This window comes from Flavobacterium sp. UBA6135 (genome assembly GCF_002428305.1).
Taxonomy (GTDB): domain Bacteria; phylum Bacteroidota; class Bacteroidia; order Flavobacteriales; family Flavobacteriaceae; genus Flavobacterium.
Genome location: NZ_DIVJ01000037.1, coordinates 1 through 20537, shown reverse-complemented (window position 1 = coordinate 20537; position 20537 = coordinate 1). Strand labels below are relative to the sequence as shown.

At 33.9% G+C, this 20537-nt stretch carries 13 protein-coding genes and 1 pseudogene; 4 read left to right on the top strand and 10 right to left on the bottom strand.

From position 1 onward, the window contains the following. Positions 1-6: 6 nt before the first annotated feature. The 8 genes from B3L86_RS09315 to B3L86_RS09280 all read right to left on the bottom strand — a co-directional run bounded on the left by B3L86_RS09315 (position 7) and on the right by B3L86_RS09280 (position 15310). Positions 7-1449 (bottom strand): glycoside hydrolase family 30 protein, encoded by a 1443-nt coding sequence (locus B3L86_RS09315; RefSeq protein ID WP_291118330.1) that lies wholly within the window; start codon positions 1447-1449, stop codon positions 7-9. A 72-nt stretch (positions 1450-1521) separates the two neighbouring features. Continuing rightward, positions 1522-2772 (bottom strand): glycosyl hydrolase family 17, encoded by a 1251-nt coding sequence (locus B3L86_RS09310; RefSeq protein ID WP_291118086.1) that lies wholly within the window; start codon positions 2770-2772, stop codon positions 1522-1524. Then, positions 2772-6224, bottom strand: a complete 3453-nt coding sequence (locus tag B3L86_RS09305; RefSeq protein WP_291118082.1) for a hypothetical protein — start codon at positions 6222-6224, stop codon at positions 2772-2774. The genes B3L86_RS09310 and B3L86_RS09305 overlap by 1 nt, the downstream gene beginning before the upstream one ends. A gap of 53 nt (positions 6225-6277) precedes the next feature. Continuing rightward, positions 6278-6976: a glycoside hydrolase family 16 protein gene (locus tag B3L86_RS09300; protein ID WP_349679489.1), complete on the bottom strand. Its 699-nt coding sequence runs from the start codon at positions 6974-6976 to the stop codon at positions 6278-6280. Positions 6977-7125: 149 nt separating this feature from the next. Then, complete coding sequence (locus B3L86_RS09295) at positions 7126-8541, bottom strand: Ig-like domain-containing protein (RefSeq protein WP_291118079.1); 1416 nt, start codon at positions 8539-8541, stop codon at positions 7126-7128. 18 nt (positions 8542-8559) lie between these two features. Beyond that, a complete protein-coding gene (locus tag B3L86_RS09290; RefSeq protein WP_291118075.1) occupies positions 8560-11679 on the bottom strand; it encodes a glycosidase in 3120 nt (1039 codons plus the stop codon). 897 nt (positions 11680-12576) lie between these two features. Beyond that, positions 12577-14382, bottom strand: a complete 1806-nt coding sequence (locus tag B3L86_RS09285; RefSeq protein ID WP_291118072.1) for a T9SS type A sorting domain-containing protein — start codon at positions 14380-14382, stop codon at positions 12577-12579. A gap of 412 nt (positions 14383-14794) precedes the next feature. Beyond that, positions 14795-15310, bottom strand: coding sequence for a DUF2892 domain-containing protein (locus tag B3L86_RS09280; protein WP_291118070.1), 516 nt, complete (start codon positions 15308-15310; stop codon positions 14795-14797). Positions 15311-15468: 158 nt separating this feature from the next. Between B3L86_RS09280 and rpmH the strand changes: the two genes are divergently transcribed. Further along, positions 15469-15630: a 50S ribosomal protein L34 gene (gene rpmH, locus B3L86_RS09275; RefSeq protein ID WP_026710894.1), complete on the top strand. Its 162-nt coding sequence runs from the start codon at positions 15469-15471 to the stop codon at positions 15628-15630. 112 nt (positions 15631-15742) lie between these two features. Further along, positions 15743-18595 carry a carbamoyl-phosphate synthase large subunit gene (gene carB, locus B3L86_RS09270; protein ID WP_291118067.1) on the top strand — a complete coding sequence of 951 codons (2853 nt, stop codon included), beginning with the start codon at positions 15743-15745 and terminating at the stop codon, positions 18593-18595. Between the two features lie 49 nt (positions 18596-18644). Here the strand turns inward: carB and B3L86_RS09265 are convergent, their stop codons facing one another. Then, positions 18645-19184 carry a YceI family protein gene (locus tag B3L86_RS09265; RefSeq protein WP_291118065.1) on the bottom strand — a complete coding sequence of 180 codons (540 nt, stop codon included), beginning with the start codon at positions 19182-19184 and terminating at the stop codon, positions 18645-18647. Positions 19185-19197: 13 nt separating this feature from the next. After that, the gene (locus B3L86_RS09260) at positions 19198-19557 is read right to left on the bottom strand and encodes a hypothetical protein (protein WP_291118063.1); all 360 of its coding nucleotides are present in this window, start codon (positions 19555-19557) and stop codon (positions 19198-19200) included. A 72-nt stretch (positions 19558-19629) separates the two neighbouring features. On the opposite strand from B3L86_RS09260, the gene B3L86_RS09255 reads away from it, so the two are divergent. Next, entirely contained in the window at positions 19630-20037 is a 408-nt protein-coding gene (locus tag B3L86_RS09255; RefSeq protein ID WP_291118061.1) for an OB-fold protein, read from the top strand. Between the two features lie 4 nt (positions 20038-20041). Next, positions 20042-20431 (top strand): annotated as a pseudogene (locus B3L86_RS09250) (ankyrin repeat domain-containing protein); the annotation flags it as partial. Positions 20432-20537: the final 106 nt, after the last annotated feature.

The window sequence follows — 20537 nt, the reverse complement described above, 5'->3', positions numbered from 1 at the left end:
TTTTATTTAAGGTTTAATAACTACAGTTTGTAATGCTTTTGCACTAATGGAGCTATTTTTTTTCTGGTTATTAAAATTTAGTTCAATTGAAAGTTCTTTGTCAGTCGGATTAAAAATTGCTATTGCTATGGAGCCATCCGGATTTTTAACTGCTGTAGTCATCAACTCTTCATTGCTGATTGTACATCCAATTTTAACGGCACCCGGACGCATGAATTTGCTAAAATGTGCCATCACATAATATAATGGTGTGAAATACACTTCATCTTTTTCAGGGTCAACAATCACTGGAGCAACACACCAGTTTTTAAACCAATTTGGCCCGCCTTGACGGTCCAAAACCATGTTCCAATCAATCCAACCATCTACCCAATTATTCAAACAGCCAATAATATCAGTTGCATAACGATTCACAGGAGCATATTTTGGATGTAAGTGTTTGTCTTCTGCACTGGCCCAATCCCAACCCCAATCGGTGGCTTCTTTTTTCCAGTACCAAGCATCGTCTTGCCAATGTGGAATTTCAGAATCTACACAACCTTCGGTTTCAATTAAATATTTATTGGGTGCTTTTTTATGAGCATATTGCAACGCATCCGGAAAAAAATCATAGGTGCTTTCATACCAATGAATGGCGGTTCCGGCAAAATATTTTGAGGTTTCTTCGTTTTTATACATCGCATCCACCCATTCCGGTAAACCAGCTCTGTTTTGGTCGTAGCCAAAGATTTTTACATCTTTCCAACCGTCTTTTTCTAATTTTGGTCCGAGATGATTTTGCACAAAAAGTGTCATTTCTTCGGGTGAAAAATGAGTGCTTTCCCAGTTGTTTCCGTTTCCATGCGGTTCGTTGATCACAGTAACTCCCCAGATATCGATGCCTTCTTTTTTATAAGCCTCTAAATATTTTGAAAAGTATAGGGCAAAAGCATCGTTGAATTCGGGTACTAATTTTCCACCAACATAATTTTTGTTGTCTTTCATCCAAGGAGGACAAGACCATGGGGAAGAAATGATTTTAAATCCATCTTTAGAAATCGCTTTTGCTTCTAAAATCATCGGAATTAAATCGTCTTTATCATCTTCGATGGTAAAATGTTCCATCAACAAATCGTTTTCTACTTTGGCATAAGTATAATTACTCAATGAAAAATCACATGATGCAATGTGTGTTCGGGTTAAAGAGTACTTTGCACCTTCTTCACTAAAATAGGCATCCAAAATTTTCTTTCTGTTTTCTTTGCTAAGTTTATTAAGTAGATAAGCCGAAGCTTCTGTAAATGATCCACCAAAACCGGTAATGGTTTGAAATGTTTCTTCCGGATTGATGTTGATGATTATCGGATTTTCATTTGCTGAAAATTGAGTAATTTTTGTCAATGAATTTCCTGCCTCAGAAGTTTCATAAACTTCAATTTCTAATTCTTTTATATCGGAACAACTTGCCATAAAAAAGGTGATAAGTAACGGAATGGTTAAAAATTTTGAATCGAATTTTATGTTGAAACAGTCTTTCATTGCTTAGTTTTTTAATAGTGATGAAGGGACTTTTACATCCAACCATAATGCTTTTTCATCACCACTATAGGTTTTTGTAATTGGTTTTCCGTTTCGGGTTAAATTCTTAAAAGTTCCGCTATCCACTTCATTCCAAAGTGCATATTTGGCTTGATTTTGTAAATTAATCAGTCCGAAATGATTCTCAGAACCCAGTGGATTGGCACTGTCTTTCCAGTTTTCATCAAAGGCTTCAAAATAGAAACAAGAAATATTTTCTTTGTTGCTCCATTCACGCATCAACTTATAAAACTGAGCCGATTTGTACTCATCAGTGGCTTTTGCACCATCATTGCCATAATGTTCGTTGGATTGCGTTGCCCAACCTGTTTCGCCAATATGAACGGGTTTCTTTACCCCGATTGATTTCATATACTTAACAACATTTTCGTATTGACTTATGGCATAATCTCTTGAACGAAGCATGGCAGCATCAATTTTTTCTTTGTCAGACAACTGTTGTTCATTTTCTTTTATTCCCCAAAAAACGGGATTGTAATGGGTGTCGTGCATCGGGTAGGTGTGCATCGAAATATAGTCAACAGCTTTGTATAGTTGATTCAGTTCTTCCACATGATATTCGCTGTCACCACCTCCCCAAGAAGCAAAATTGTCGGAGCTTGTAATCCAAACTTCTTTCGGTAATTTATTTTCTTTCTTCAAATTTTGAAGATGATTCACCCATTTTAAAATGATATTTGGCGTTACATAATAACTGGTAGCCCATTTTACCATCGCTTCATTACCAACGGCGATAATTTTAACGATTTCAGGATATTGGTTGGTTAATCGAACCGCTTCTGCAATTTCAATGGAATTGCGATCGCTTTCTTCGTGGTGAATAGGAGGCAAGTCTGTCCACGCATTTTTGCAATCGATCCAAGCACCAAGCATGACATACATTTCAAACTTTTCATCCTCTTTTTTTAATTCGGTAATAGCTTTCAACAGATTTGAAACTTCTTCATAATGCACATTATACGTTCGTAAAACTTTAATGTTTATGGCGGATAGTATTTTTAAATCTTCTTTTATTTCTGATACTGTGGGCTGGATTTCGCGAGAATTTGTGCGATATCCACCGTAACAAATAGCTTGATAGTTTGCGTTTCCTAAAATCATTTGGGCCGTAATTTCTTTTGAGACTAAATTGTTATTGTCTTTTTGATTACATGATAGAACCATGAGTAATATGATGTAAATCAACTTTTTCATTATCGTAAATTATTTTCGGTTAATGAAACTAATACAGATTCAATGTCACCTGTTCTGTGGACTATTTTTTCACTGGTTTTTTTATCTAATTCCAAAGTTTGAAATGCTTCTGTTGTTCCGTTTTTATAAAAAACAGTCAGAGCATTTGAGGTGTCAATTTTATAAATTATCGGCACTTGACAAACACTAAATGCCAGCGAATTTTCATCAAGCTTTATTACTTTTTTATTGCCATTTTCCAAAATAAAAGTCACTTCAGTAGCTTGGGATAAAAATTCCTTTTTTTGTAACAGAGATGGTTGAAATTGTAATTTTCCCTCATTCATTTTTACACCTAGTTCGCTAATTCGGGCAAGAATATCTTCTTTTACTTGACCGGTCATTCCCGGTTGTTGTGCTCCTTTATTGAATGGTGTGTGCGAATACGGATCGGTTGGAAAAGCTCCGTAAACCTCCGGTGATTTATGAACACCAATTCCTTCGCCAATTTCATAATGATGAGCGATTAAAGCATCAATAATTTCTTGACTTTCGTTGTTTTCAATTGCAGCTTCACAAACTTCTGAAACAGCAACGTGCAATTTTGAAACCATGTGCCAATAAATAGAACCTAAACCTTCATAACCGTAAAATGTTCCGGAACGACCGGTAAAAGCTTTGTGGTTAAAGACTTCTTCAAAAATGTTTAAAACTGTTTCTGCTTCTTTTTGAACCAATTCTTTATATTCTGCTTCTTTTTCTAATTGTTCTAAAGCATTATTTACATCATTAGCATTATGGAAATTTCCATTAAAATGATAACCACCTTTGATGTCTTTATTGATCAATTGAAAATTATGATGTTGTAGCAGTTTTTTCAATAATTCTGACGATTCAACTCTTTCTTTTGGAATGCTGTTTTTTTCTAAAAACTTAGGTAATTCTTTATTTGGATATAAAATATAACTTTCTTGATCTTTACGATATAACGAACTATTTCGCAATGAATTCAATACTTCAAGTGATTCTTTCCCGTTTAAAAATCCGGAACTTAAAACGGCTACTTGGCCTTCTAACATTTCAGATAAATAGGAAATTGAAATGCCATTGTTTTCAATCGACATCAAATTATAGGCATGATACAATTTGTCTTGACGCTGATTGGCTTTAATGGCATGATCGATAAAATCTAAACTTACTTTTGTAAATGTTTTTAAACCCGCCATGGAATGCGTTCTCTTTTTACCCCAAAATCCACTGTTGTAGATTTGATGACGGTAATCGGAGGCTGCATTTCCTAAAGCATCCAATATTTTTTTTCTATTTTCATTATCAATTGAAGAAGATAGATGTGGTTGAAATGCCAAAAGATTTTCTCTGATTGCATGATAAAATTCAACCATTTCATTTGAAATTTTAATGGTTTCTTGGTTTGAATTTTCCAGTAATTGTTCAAAGAATTTCAAGAATCTTCTCAGATAATATAAGGTTACCATTGAAACACCATTTCCAACCAACGCATTGTTCGCATCGTTCCATTCCGGACGTTGGGTGTTCATCCAAATACCGGCTTCAGGAATAAAGTTTGACATTTTTGCCAAAACTGTAGCCAGAATTTTTTCGATAAAATTCACATGATAAATTTCGTCGTTATTGTCTCGCAACAAGGCTCCGTCTGCACCAATAGCATTTCTTCTCGTATTGATTTTTGCTTCCCATTCATGGCTGTAAGCAATGGTATCTTTTGAGTTTTGAACTATTTCCTCATACGATTTAATGATGTAAGGAACGGCAGCGTAAACAAAACAATCTTTGTCGAAATAAGAATTTAATTTTCCGGGTTGGTATTTTTCGATAAACTCTAAAAATTTCAATAAATAGATGATTTGATGATCGCCCCAATAACCAATGTATGACCATGGATTGTCGGGTTCAATGGCTTCCCAGTCGAAACCGCTTTTGGTTACGCGATACGGATTGTAGCCATCAAAAGTGGAAGCATTCAAAAATTTATGAATCATTCCGTCAATAAAATCAGGAAATGCAAAAGCTAAAGCTTCCCAGTTTTGGAAGATGTCTCGCCAGTTTCCTTCGTAATCCAATATTTTTGAACCGTCAATTTCGCTTTTTGTATTGATGGAAAATTTATTCCATGGACGACTTGGATCACCGTGTCTTCGACTGAATTTCAGTGGAAGATATTCGGTGCAAAGACGAATTAAATCGGCATCATCGCTTTGATTTGCAAATTCTTGAATGAACTTATAGTCAAAGGTTTCAGGAAGATTGTTTAAAAACGAAGCATGTTTTTCGAAAACAAATTTATTGGCTTTGGAAAGATAGGCTGTAAAATCCTTTTTTTCAATTTGATAATTGTTGTCAAAAATTCCGCCACGCATGATGTTGAACAACACATTGGAAAAATGACGGGAATCTTTTCTGGAATCGGCTGTAAATTGCAAACCATCCGCTGTTGCATTCAAGGCAATGAGGTTTTGTGTGCCAAGATTTACATCATCAACCACTTTTTGTTCTAGTGATTTATCGGTAGAAATAGTTTCAGCTAATTCAATTATTTGAGCTTGATTTTGGTTGACATTGGCGATGATTTTCCAACTTTTAGAAGCATTACTTTCTAAATTCAAATCAGTAGAAACAAAATAAGCTCCTTTTTCGCCTTTTACATCTGTTTCTGTGGTAGGTTTTTGATTTTTTCTAAAAGCAGCAACTTGTTTAGAAGAAAGCAGATACGTTGGATTTTCTAAACCTAACGACCAAGCGATATTGGCTTTGAGAGCTTCGCTGGGCTCGGCTTTATCTACGATAATTGCACTTAGAGCAAAAATTCCCAGTCCGCTATTAACTTCTAATTCGCTACGTTTGTAAGCATCTACCAAATTACTGGTAGTTGCTTGCAAACCGCTTTCTACACCATGAGGAAGAATATTTTGAATTCCGTCTAACAGTGAAATTTTATAATTTTTGTTTGAATCGTTTATGATTTCTGAAGTTCGCACAAAGCCAAAAGCATTGCTCGAATTCCAATGGTATCTGAACGTGAGTTGCAAATCATGAAAAATTTCTTCAAATATGATTTTATTGCCGTAGGTATTCTTGTATAAATTTCGGCTGATGTTGTATTTCTCATTGAATCGTTCGGAAAAAGGCTCCCAAATTAAAGTAGTGTCTTCCAACTGAATTTGAAAAATCGATTTGCTCCCTGTAATATCGGCAAATTCTGTGATTTTATCATCGGTGTAGTAGGGGAAGAGGGCAAATTCTGCGTTTTTTCTACCCGCTGTTAATCCGCCATTACTAGAAATAAACAACCAATGATTAGAATCACTCACGATGCTCATGAAAAAGGGTCTCATGGCATCGGAGTTTTCTATTTTATAATAGTTTTCACCTTTGATAACAACCATTTCCATAGAAATTGATTTCTTATCTATATTTAATTCTTCAACATTCATAATATACCGGCTTTGGCTCATAATTAATAGAAATACAATTTACTTTAAGATTTTTATTCGTAAATTCTTATGTAGTCAACTAACATGGTTTGAGGAAATGAAGTTTCACCATTTGGTGGGCCCGGTAAATTGCCGCCAACGGCCATATTGAGGATAATATAAAAAGGTTGATTAAATACCCATTCACCATTTACATCTGCTGGTGTAATTTGGTTGTATAACACATCATCAACATAATAGTTAATGTAGTTTTCACCCCATTCGATACCAAATATGTGAAAATCGGTATCAAATCTACTGTTTGGTAACGTGTAGTATTTAGAAACAGCTTCACCTCCTGAATAACCTGGTCCATGAACGGTTCCAAGAATTTTTGTGGGTTGATTACCTAAGTATTCCATAATATCTATTTCACCACATTGAGGCCAACCTACAGTATCGAAATTTGAACCCAGCATCCAAAATGCAGGCCATAGACCTTTTCCTAATGGTAATTTTATACGAGCTTCAATGCGACCATATTTTTGCTCTAACTTTCCTTTGGTTATTATTCTTGCTGAGGTATAAGAAGCACCTAAAAATAATTCTTGACGTGCTGTGATTTTTAACATACCATTTTCAACCACAACATTTTCGGGTCTGTCGGTGTAATACTGTAACTCATTATTTCCCCAGCCATTATTTCCTCTACCTATTTCATAACTCCAAAAATTTGGGTCGGGAGCACCATTTACATCAAATTCCTCTTGCATAACAAGCCTTGTTTTGGTTATGATTTTTTGTTTTTCATCAACGGAGCAAGCCATTAGTAAAACTACTGAACAAGCAAAAAGGAACCTTTTATTATTTACTATTTGTAAGAATTTCATTTTGTATTTTTTAAAGTATTTGAAAAAATGGATTAATTATAGAAATAGATATTATCAACATAGATAACGGAACCATCTCCACCTTCTAATATAATCTGAGCCAAGTTAGTTCTGCTCAATAAGTTTGGCATGTTTGCAAATGGGATATCGATTGAAATCCAATTTTGTGAAACTAAAGTTGGAGCTGTAAATGTTGTAGAATGTCTAGTGTCATTTCCACCTCCAAAGGCACCATCTGCTCCAAAATCAACTACAATTACTCTTAGTTCTCTACCAGGTGCAATTGGTCCCGGTATAAATACATCTAAATGAATGTGAGTCATCGCATTTGCATTTACAGTCGGACTACTAAATTCAATACCCACAAAATTGAAAATGGTATAGTTTAGAATATTATCACCATTAACAGAAAAATCGTTTGAGACAGTAGTTTGCCATGGTTGCCAATATCCGTTATAATAGTTTACGGGAACATTTGTGTAAGCATCAGAAAAGATAGAGATTACATTAGCCTGATTTCTTGTTGGAGTTGGAGCATGTACAAATGTACCAACACAATTAATGGTTAAACTTCCAGTGGTGGGGTTGCCGCCAATGGTAGCAGTTATTACAGCTGTACCTGGACTCAAAGAAGTCACGACACCGTTCGAATCAACACTGGCTACGTTAGGGTTAGAAGATGAAAAATCCAAATAAGCCGTACTTATATTTACAACTTGGTTAATTCCATTTGGTAAATTGAAAGTTGAAATTATGCCATCTACAGAAGAATTTACACCTACAAAAGTATTTTCTGAGACATTATTTCCATTCATAATAGAAGCTTGACCCGGTGCGATAGTTCCTAGTTTTTCAAACTTCATTTCATCAATCCAAAAAGTATAACCATAACCATTGGTTCCTTGAGAACCTGCTGCATACCTAAACATACCTCTTTCTTGTAATAATTTAGAGGCATCGGGAATAGGAATTATAATTTTTGTCCAATTTGTACCAACACTTACATTAGTTATGGTGGCCATATATTTGTTATCAATAAAATCTTCACCGAAACCGAATTCAGCAATAGTTACACCTTGAGAAGCTTTTACATAAAAAGTAAGTGCGTCATAATTGGTTAAATTCCGACCTGCTCCATCTACTCTAAAGATAGCTCCTGCATAGGATCCCTCCGGATCATTTGCATTGGGCACATCGAAACGCATAGAAGCTGAACCTTTATAACTGGTTTGATTATCTACTGACCATGCAGTTGGTTTTGAACCTCCATATGGGAAGTAAAAATTAGAGCCCATAGCAACAGGAGCATCAATAAAAATTTCAGCTGTTTTAGGATAAGTTGCAACAATTGCATCATCTGACAAGTCTCTCTCACAACCAAGACCGGTAATTAAAACCATTCCTAAAAGGAATGTGCTTTTAAAATAATTAATTTTTCTATTTTTCATTTTTCAATTTTTTTAAAATTATTTTCCAATATTTATATGAATGTAGGTTCTGATTTCCCATTCATTACCGTGTCCAAATCCAACCGGACTCAATACGGGTACTGCTGGGAAGGTGTTTTCTGGCACAAAAGTCGGTAAGTATCTTGGAGAATATTGGTCAAGTGTACGCCAAATACCCATGATTCCAATTCTAGTGTCTGGTAAAATAAACCAATTTGGTTTGCCAACTGAAGTAGAAATATCTAGAGCACTTTGTAAAGGATAGGTTAAGTTAAAATCTCTATGATAATCGAATGGTCCCCAATCGTTGAATTTAAGAGAAGAAACTACTTTTACTTTTCTGTAAATTACTCTTAAATCATACCCCATTCTGTTAATGGTTCTATCTGAATCACCATTTGCCTGACCATTTCCAAAATAAATATTGGCAATCAAACCAAAATCAGGTGTTATTTTAGATACAATTCTAGTGTTAGATTCCCATAAATCTTGTGCCGGGGCAGATCTTTCAAATGCAAATGAGGATCTGTCTGCTAAAAATCCAATAGCAGCATCTTGTGTTGTTGGTAAATGACGATAAACAAATCCGGTACTAAAAGCAAATTTTGCATCTTCAACCATGTCATTATTCCATTCATACATCCAAGTTGCGGGAGTTGGGTCAAAAGTTAGTAAAAGTTCACCACCAACAGTTTCTCTATTTGCTCTTACTATAAAAGGATCATCTAAAATATTTCTCAATCTTCCCGGTGCATCAACACCGTTTGGCATGGCTTCAACTAAAGGTTTCTGCCATAAAAAGTTGGGAGCAATTTGTAGATTGGAATTTACATTATAAGTCAAGCCTGCCAAAACGTTCATTTGATTTCCGCTTCCGCTATCTTTTAAACGCCATCCTGTGAAGGTTTGTGTATTATCAGCTCCACCTTGAGCCACTAATCCTTGTATTGCACCTTGTGTATAAACATTAAATCGTCCTTCCGAATAGGTTAATTTTATTTTTCCACCCCAGTTGTCTTTTTCGTTAATTCTGTCCACTTTTACTACATCTCCATCCATTATTTGAAATTCTCTACCATTCAAAGGTTCTCCACCCCAAATACCTCCCAATTCTAAACCAAATGCATCAAATTTTGTTTTAAAATGAACGGTTGCTCTACGTGTTTTTGGCATTGGAAATGCTATAGAAGTCAATGCTGATGAAGCACTGGCAATATCTTCATGGTAAACTACAGTTGCGTCAAAAATTCCTAATTTCCGACTGTATTTTAATAAATAAGCAGGGTTGGCTCCCCACCATAATTGTGGGCCAAAAGCGGCTTTAAATCCATTAAGACTTCTTTTGCCATCAATTTCAAACCCTAAAGTTTCTCCGTTATAGATATCTAAATTCGGCCCGTAATTGGCTTCAGGATATAACCCAAAGAAATCACCTTCATAGCCCCAATGATAATGACCTACTCTATAAAATCCTCTTAAGTCAAAATCTTTAGCGTTCCAATTGTAAGAAGCATTATATACTTGAACTCTATTGATGTCATTGGTTAGGACAGTTCCGTCTTCTGTAACAACATTTTGAGTTCGACCTCTGTTTTCATAAAAAATCTCGTTGATTGGATTCTCGGCCACACGGCCTAAAATATTTACATTGATATTGGCTCTCATATTAGCAGATGGATTTCCTTCAACACCAATGAAATAAGATTCCATGTGATCAAATCCTAATTTGTTAGGATATCCATTTGTTTCAGGATCATCCGTTTTTGGTGTTGTAATAAGACTTCCGCCTGTGTTAAATGTTGTGAATTCAGCTCTCACGTTGCTTATTCTTAATGTTTGATTAGCAGTGCTACCTAGAGCGGCTTTATCTGCTCTAGCTCTTAAAACTGCATCCATAATTTCAGTATCTCCAAAATGTTGGCCAACACGTTCTAAATTGGCTCCAGAAGCATAAGGATTAAATTGATGTAAATCTTTCAATAAATAATAAGCTGCACGAGGGTACAATTGGTACAATCCTTTTTCATTAGTTGGTCCTTTTGCACAGATCCCAAACCATTCTTCGTTCATGTTATTTTCGCCTTCGATGTAGTCTTTTTGATAACCACCGTTAGACCAAGAAGCGTTTGTATCGTGAACATCTAAATTTTTTGTTTGGCCGTATTTCCACCAGCCATCACTAAATTGAAAGGTATATCCCCCAAGTGAGTTTCCTGTTTTACCTAAGCCTGCGGCATTTTCATAGATTTCTCTCCAATTTCCTTTCAAATAGAAAGCTTGCGATTTTTGATCTTCTTGATTAGTGATTGCATTGAAAGCATCAGCACCAAATTCTGTAAACAAAACGGGTTTGCCATATTCTTTTTTAACTCTTTCAAATAAATCACCAAAAGATACGCCCCTGTAGACGTTTGTGCCAAAAATATCCATGTCTTTACATTCTTCAGCAATCAAGTCTAAAAAAAGTAAATCACCATTACATATAGCGATTGGATGATTAGCATCAATGGCTTTCATAGCAACAGCAGCTTCATTGAATAATTTATACATCGCTCGTGCTCTAGCAGTAGATTTTCTATCTTGAATCGGAATGTTTTCGGTTTCAGCTCCATCCCAAAAAAGACCGTAGTTATTTTCGTTTCCTAATAAAAACAATAACAGTCCTTTGGTGTCTTTATAATCAGTCGCCAGTTGTTTCACTTCGTCTAGAAGCAGTTTTTTGGTTTTTTCATTACTATATTCTGTATTTGGAGTCCAAACACCATCTAAAGTTAAACCATATCGTCCAAATGAATGGTTTAGCATGGTATAAATACCATAATTGGTATGAATGTATTCAATCCATTTTTTTGGAATGCCGGTATAAACTCTAATGGAGTTTACGCCCATGTTTTTTAGTAATGACATTTCTTCATCTAAAGCTTCTTGAATTAAAGCATCAGATTGGTTCCACAAACTATAAGTATAATTGGTTCCTATGGGGAAGTAATCCCAATTCATTCCATTAACCATAAAATCTTTCCCATCGACTTTAAGTTTCATTTGTGCATTATTCGTGTCAACGTGTACCTTTTCAGTTTGAGAAAAAATAGAAAGTGAATAACACCAAAATAGGAGTAATAAATTTATTTTTTTCATTTGGTTTGTTTGATTAAAAAGATTAATGAAATATGTAAAAAGTTGTTAGTTAAATTTTCGATTCTATAAAAATACTAATGAATTATTACATTATTACTAAACCGACCTCAACAAAAAATATACATTTTATTAAAATGTAGCTGTATGCGTTGTTTTTAAGCTTTAAAAAAATGAAAACCCAATTGGATTGTAACTATGAATAGCAGGACAGAATAAATAATGGTCTTCGGGAATATTAACTAAAATTAACACTTATGTTCTTTGAAGTCATATAAATAGGAAGGAAATTTCACTTTGTTTAAAAAATGAAGTAGGATTGATAATTGAGAAAATCAACTGTCAGTAGAAAAAATCATGAAGATTAAATTGCATATTTTTTTAGAAAAGGCATGTTGTTTTTGTTATAGAAATATAGTGAATTCAAACGTTAATGTTGAGGTGATGTATAGTTTTTTAAAGTAGAAACATATTATATACATCATCTTTTGTAAACTCAACAGGCAAAATTTATCGATGAAATTACTTTATTTGAAAAATAACGCTTTGATTGTAGATTATAAGGATTTGACAATCAGTAAAAGTGTATTATAGATTAATGCACTGCACAATTCAAACTATGAGTCATTACAACTAAACTATAAAGAATTGTACAATTTTTGCTATTTAGATGGCCCATTTATCAAATATAACCATTGGGTCTTGTTATGTCTTAGTGGACTGCATCAAATGTATTTATGAAATTTATAGTCGTTTATCAAGTAACGATAATCACATATAATTGTAATCATTTCAAAAGTGAAAAGTAAAAGCCTAAAACTCTTGTAGCTTGATATTATAGCAGACAAAAAAAGGCTGTCAGTGTTGATGACAGCCTTTGAATTATAAAAATTTATTTTTTTATTCTTTAACTATTCTAGAAGTTGAAACAGAACCATTAATCGTTGCTTTAACAACATAAACGCCAACCTGAAGTCTTGATATGTCTACTGCAACTTGCTGGCTGTTTGGGGTTAAAGAAATCACCTCTTGTCCTAACAAATTGTAGACTGCCAATTTTTCAACTACTTCTTGAGCATCAATTGTGAAGTTTGTAGTAGCTGGGTTTGGATACATCTTAATTTTTGAAGTTTCAAAGCTTGTAACACCTAATGTAGTGTTTTTGTGTAAATAAAGATTGTCATAATATACAATTCCTAAATCAGATGTGATAACAAACTGTACAATATCATTTCTGTTTGCATTGATAATTGGAGCAAAATTTGTTAAAGGAATATCCAGTGAAATCCATGTTCCGGGATTTGGATTGGTTAAAAAGTTTGCATTAGTTACCGAGAACTCAATGGCATTTGCTTCTCCGGCTCCACCATTCCAGTTAGAAAATTTCACATTAAAACTTTTATCCAATGTTGGTGTATCTGTCCAAATATCCATGTGGAAATGTGTAAAAGTAGTTGCATCAAACCTACCTGCTAAAAAGGTAATGCCTTCGCAGCCTAGACCTGTTACTTTGTGGGTGTTATTTCCTTGAATTTGAACTAAAGTTGTATTAGCTCCACACCACGAGTTGTTGTATGTATTATCTTCACCGGTATAACCAATTTCAGATATTGGTGCATAAGCATCACTAAAAATTGACTTTACATCAGCAGCAGGTCTTGCAGGAGGCGTTGGTGCAGCAGTTGTAGGTGCTGGTTCTACTGGAGGTGTTCCAAGTGGGCCTCTAATATTGTCTACATAAAAAGTTCTTGCAGGAGTAGGAACAGTTGGGTTAAAGAATCCAACTGCACCAGGTGCCCAATAGGTGTGAATGACAAAGCCATTGTATGTACCATTTGCAGGTGCAGCTTGTCCGTCTAATGCAGTATCAAATGTAACAGAGATAGTTTGCCATGTACTTCCGCCAGGGTGTGAAGCAGAAGCTGCAACAATACCCGGACCACCAACACCACCAGTGACTTTAACTAAAAATGTTATTGGAGAATCTGAAAATACATCCATAGTCATAGTTTTCGATTCAGTTAAATTTACTAAAGACGTTAAATTTAAATTTATGCCTTGCCAAGGCTCGCCTGAAGGATTTCCAACAATTTTTAGTACTTGAGAAGTGTTAGTTCCTGTTCCAGCTTCTATAGTTGGTTCTGGCCCATTACCAAATGGGGCACCATTAATGCCTCCACTTTCTGAAGACTCAAATCCTAATAAAAGATCTAATTGTGTTGGTGTAGATGGGGCTAATTCAAGTATTACATTGTCAATGTTGACAAAACCAGTAGCTTGTCCCATGTCGAAAATAATTCTACTTGTTGGGCTAGCAAAATTTGAAGTAAAGTTCAACACAAAAGTTTGAGGAACAGACGTAAGATTTACATTTTGGTTAACGTTTGTCCACGGGTCTTGGTTTAAACCTATTCCTGCTGTTAGAACTCTATTTGTGTTTGACCAAGCAGTGAAAGTAAGTGTGTAGTTGACACCTGACGCAGGAATATTTAAAACATAGCTTAGGTTTGCATCCCAAGGATTGCCAGCTGCAACTACATTGTGTGAAAAATAACTGTTCCCCGATACTGTGACAATGTTTGGTGCTGTAGCTTGGTTTCCTGACCAACCTGTAGTACCATTTTCAAAATCTCCATTTGTAATTAGATTTTGTGCAAATCCTAATCCAAATGTAAATAATGAAATAAAAAGAGTAATTTTTTTCATAATATTTAATTTTTCAGTTAATAATTGTTATTTCCAAAATTAAATATTAATTATTGTACAAACACTACATACTAATATATACAAACTATACATTACAATTTATTTTTCTGATGCATTGAAAATGCTTTAATTGACTAATAATTACTTGTGAATCTTATATTTTAATTCTTATTGTTGTAACTATTCTTTTTAATGTTGTATAGTTAATGTATAGGTGTTTTTTGTTTGTTTTTATTGAACTACAACGATTTCTTTGTTTCTATTACTATTTAATTTTAAAAATTATTTGAGAAAATTAAATGTTGTTAATTAATCTGATTTTTATTTAAGCTATTTTTTAGTCCTACTTTAAAACTAAAATCGATTTGAAATTAGTTTTCAAATCGATTTTAGTTTTAAAAAATCACATATCTTATATTTTTTTCAATTGTTGTTTCATCATAGTAATTTGTTCTTTCAACATTTTTTGTTTGTCAAGCTTGTTTGCTTCATTTAATAAATTGGTTGCTTCAATTTTTCGTCTTCTTGACATGGCGATACCTGCTAGATTTAATTTGGCTACAGCCAAATCCATATCCATAGAAAGCCCTAACTCAATTGCTTTTTTGAAAAACTTTTCAGCTTGATTCAGATTGGTTTGTGAAACCATTAAACCATGAAGGTAATTATAATAACCTTGTTGTTTTCTTACCAAAGCAGTTTCAGGATTTTTAATTTTATCCAACCATTTTTTTGCTCCCGGAAAATCTTGCTTTCTCAAACGTAAAAAAGATAATAATATGAATTCATTTTTGAAATACAAGAAAATTGGAAATACAGTTAATAATAATAAAAATATTCCGTTTCCGATGTTGCGATCATAAAATTGCCAAAAGGAAGCAACAATTAATAAGGCGGTGATGACTAATTTAATATTTTTGTTAAACATAATAAAGACTTTTTTTGATTGTCTGCAAAGGTAATAAAAGGAAATTAAATTTTTTTTATAAAACTGCTTGTGGGAAAAAAAAGTCTTTGTATATTTGCACTCGGTTTTTGAGAGACCGAAATCCTTTTTTAAAATAATAAGATTTAAAGATATCAGTAATGAGTAAGAGAACGTTTCAACCATCGAAAAGAAAAAGAAGAAATAAACACGGGTTTATGGATAGAATGGCTACTGCAAATGGTAGAAAAGTCCTTGCTCGTAGAAGAGCTAAAGGAAGACACAAATTGACTGTTTCTTGCGAACCAAGACATAAGAAATAATGATTGAAAAATCATAAATGAAGGCGTTACTTTTTTTAGTAACGCCTTTTTTTTATAACTTGTCAACTCAAACAACAACTAAATAGTTACAAAACAACAAACTACATACACAATGCCAAAAGATTATTCTATTAAATCAGTATTAATTATCGGATCAGGCCCAATAGTAATTGGTCAAGCCTGTGAATTTGATTATGCAGGTTCACAATCTGCACGTTCACTTCGTGAAGAAGGAATTGAAGTGATACTTATCAACTCCAATCCGGCAACAATTATGACCGATCCGTCAATGGCTGATCATGTTTATTTATTGCCTTTAACCACAAAATCGATTATTCATATCTTGAAAAAGCATCCAAATATTGATGCGGTTTTACCAACAATGGGAGGTCAAACAGCATTGAATCTATGTTTGGAAGCTGATGAAAAAGGAATTTGGAAAGATTTTAATGTAAAATTAATTGGTGTTGATATCAATGCTATCAATATTACAGAAGACAGAGAACAATTCAAACAATTGTTAGAGCGAATAGGAGTGGGTGCTGCACCGGCTAAAATTGCTACTTCTTTCTTGAAAGGTAAAGAAATTGCTCAGGAATTTGGTTTTCCTTTAGTGATTCGACCTTCATTTACTTTAGGAGGTTCAGGTGCTGCATTTGTACATCATAAAGAAGAATTTGATGAGTTGTTAACCCGTGGTTTGGAAGCATCTCCCATTCATGAAGTATTGATTGATAAAGCTTTATTGGGTTGGAAAGAATATGAATTGGAATTACTTCGAGATAAAAATGATAATGTTGTAATCATCTGTTCTATCGAGAATATGGACCCAATGGGAATTCATACCGGAGATAGTATTACTGTGGCACCTGCTATGACTTTGTCTGATAAAACATTTCAGAAAATGCGAGATATGGCTATTTTGATGATGCGAAGCATCGGAAATTTTGCAGGCGGTTGTAATGTACAGTTTGCTGTTTCTCCTGATGAAAAGGAAGATATTGTAGCAATTGAAATCAATCCTCGTGTTTCGCGTTCTTCAGCTTTGGCCTCAAAAGCAACAGGTTATCCGATTGCTAAAGTTGCAACAAAATTAGCTTTGGGTTATCACTTGGATGAATTGCAAAATCAAATTACAAAATCAACATCAGCTCTTTTTGAGCCTACTTTAGATTATGTGATTGTAAAAATTCCACGTTGGAACTTTGATAAATTTGAAGGAGCCGATAGAACATTGGGTCTTCAAATGAAATCAGTTGGCGAAGTAATGGGAATTGGACGTTCGTTTCAAGAAGCTTTACACAAAGCCACTCAATCTCTTGAAATCAAACGAAACGGTTTAGGAGCTGATGGAAAAGGCTACAAGAACTATGACCAAATCATTGAAAAATTAACCTATGCAAGTTGGGATCGTGTTTTTGTTATTTACGATGCCATTCAAATGGGAATTCCACTCAGTAGAATACATGAAATCACAAAAATTGACATGTGGTTTTTGAAACAATACGAAGAATTGTTCTTATTAGAAAAAGAGATTTCTAAATATACAATTGATACTTTACCAAGAGAATTGCTTTTAGAAGCTAAACAAAAAGGCTTTGCAGACAGACAAATTGCACACATGGTGCGTTGTTTAGAAAGTCAGGTTTATAAAAAGAGAGAAGAACTTTCTATCAATAGAGTTTATAAGTTAGTGGATACTTGTGCGGCAGAATTTAAAGCTCTAACACCTTATTACTATTCCACTTTTGAAGCAGAAATTGAAACTACCACCGGTGAAAAATACGTGCACAACGAAAGTGTGGTAACAGATAGAAAAAAAGTAATCGTTTTAGGTTCAGGTCCAAATCGAATTGGTCAGGGAATTGAATTTGATTATTCATGTGTTCACGGGGTATTAGCGGCAAAAGAATGCGGTTATGAAACCATTATGATTAACTGTAATCCGGAAACGGTTTCAACCGATTTTGATACGGCTGATAAATTATATTTTGAACCTGTTTTTTGGGAACATATCTATGATATTATTCGTCATGAAAAACCGGAAGGTGTCATCGTTCAATTAGGAGGACAAACTGCTCTGAAATTAGCTGAAAAATTAGACCGTTATGGAATTAAAATTCTGGGAACAAGCTTTGACGCCTTAGATTTAGCTGAAGATAGGGGTCGTTTTTCGGAACTTTTATCAGAATTAAAAATACCATTTCCGCAGTTTGGTGTTGCAGAAAATGCAGATCAAGCTTCTGCTTTAGCTGATATTTTAGATTTCCCTTTGTTGGTTAGACCTTCATATGTTTTGGGAGGCCAAGGCATGAAAATTGTCATAAATAAACAAGAGTTGGAAGAACATGTAATTGACTTGTTGAAGAATATTCCGGGGAACAAATTGCTTTTAGATCATTATTTGGATGGAGCAATTGAAGCTGAAGCTGATGCCATTTGTGATGGAGAAAATGTATACATCATCGGAATCATGGAACACATCGAGCCTTGTGGTGTGCATTCCGGAGATAGTAATGCCACTTTACCACCATTTAATTTAGGGGAGTTTGTGATGCAACAGATTAAAGATCATACAAAGAAAATAGCTTTAGCATTAAAGACCGTTGGTTTAATCAACATACAGTTTGCAATTAAAGACGATACGGTTTATATCATTGAAGCAAATCCTAGAGCTTCACGAACTGTTCCTTTTATTGCAAAAGCATATGGTGAACCTTATGTAAATTATGCTACAAAAGTGATGTTGGGAGAAAACAAAGTAACTGATTTTGATTACAATCCACAATTAAAAGGATATGCCATTAAACAACCTGTTTTCTCATTTGGAAAGTTTCACGGCGTAAACAAAAAATTAGGTCCCGAAATGAAATCAACAGGCGAAAGTATCTTATTTATTGACGACTTGAAAGACGATCAGTTTTATGAATTGTATTCCAGAAGAAAAATGTATTTAAGCAAATAGCTTTTATGTTTTTGTTATAGAAAAGCCTCTTTTTTAGAGGCTTTTACTTTTATTTTAAATTAAAATTTAAGTCGACATTTACTTTTTTCGAAACTTTTTTACTTACAATACTTGGAATTTTAATGTTGAAATCATCAGCATTCAAATCAAAATTTGATACAAATTCCAATCCGTTTGTAGTTTTTTTAATTTTTGCAATTATTGAAATTTCCTTACGCTCTCCGTGCATTTCCATGGTGCCTTTCACATTGTATTCTCTAACGTTTTGGTCAATTTTATTAAAATCAAAGTTTTCAATTTTCCCTTTAAAAGTGGCTTTTGGATAGGAGTCACTCTCCACATAATTTTCATTAAAATGTTCTTCCATCAAAGCAATTTTAAATCGAAATCCTTTCATTAAAGCCAATGATGCAATTTCTCCGGTTTTTGTATTGATTACACAAGAAACACTTTCGTTTTTTGCTTTAACTTCTTCAAAAGAAGGTACGGAAGCTTCAAATAAAATGGTTCCTGATTTTGTAATTATTTTTTCTTGAGCAAATCCAATTTGGGTTAGTATCAAAAGGATTCCGAGTAACCTTGTTTTCATGATTTCATTTATTTTATTCTAATAATCCGTCAATATTCCATTTTTCAATTATGTTGATTTGATTTTGCGGTAAACGAGGTCCTCCCAATGGCATAGCTCCCGGAGCTCCTTCAACTCTTGAAATTCTATCCAAAAGACCTCTGTTTAAAACCGCATCTCTAACATTTTCGTACGTTGTTAATGACATTGGTGCTCCATTTGAAGGTGTAGCTCCATGACAGTTGAGACAATTTGGGTTGATTATGACTTTCACATTAGCTTCATAAGTTATAATATCAACTGTTGGCACATCAATTAAGTCAGAAATACTCTCTGAAGAACAACCGTGTAACAGCAGGCTAAAGGCAATAATAATAAGGTATTTTGTTTTCATCTTGATGTAAAATTAAAGAATTAACTGTTTAGTTAAAAATATATTAATATAAATGAATAAATTTGTTCTAATATGAAATCTAATAAATTTAAAAACGTGTTATTATTATATGTTGTTTTGTTGGCTATAATTTCAGCAATTGCATATAATTATGTTTATAAAAACCACCGAAATATAAGTTCTGAAGAGGCTGTTTATTCTATAGAAGTAAGTGAATTATTTCAAGAATTTTTGATCAATCAAGAAACTTCAAACGCCAAATACGCCAACAAAACTATTGAGATATACGGAACAATTACAACATTAGATTTAGAAAATCAAATAATAGTTCTTAACGAGCAGTTATTGTTAAATGGAGAAAAAATTGAGTTTCAAATATTAAATGTTGGAGAGAAGCATACATTTAAAGGAAGATTTGTTGGGTTTGATGATTTATTAGAAGAATTAAAAATGGATCAATGTATTCGTATTAAAAAATAAATATATGAAGCGACTTATTTTATTGCTTTTTGTTGTCTATTCCAATTTTGTATTTTCACAAAGTGATGTTTTTTCAATAGCTCGAAACGGAACTTTAGAGGAAATGAAAGTTTATTTAAAAGAAAATCCAAATGCTATTGATGATCAAACAAAAGAGGGATTTACACCTTTAATTTTAGCGTGTTATCGTGGAAATGTAGAAGTAGCAAAATTTTTAATTGAAAATGTAAAAGATGTTAATGCACAAAGTTCAATGGGAACACCTTTAATGGCTGTTGCAGTAAAAGGGTATACAGATTTAGCTCAAGCATTGTTAAGCAGAGGAGCAAATCCTAATGTTACAGATGAAAAAGGTACAACAGCATTAATGTATGCGGTTCAATTCAGAAATGTAAGGTTTGTTCAATTGCTATTAGAACATAATGCTGCGGAGGAACATTGCACGTCGTGCCTTCGAGAATCTTGAGCAGCGCCTGTTGCACGCCTTCGCCCGAGACATC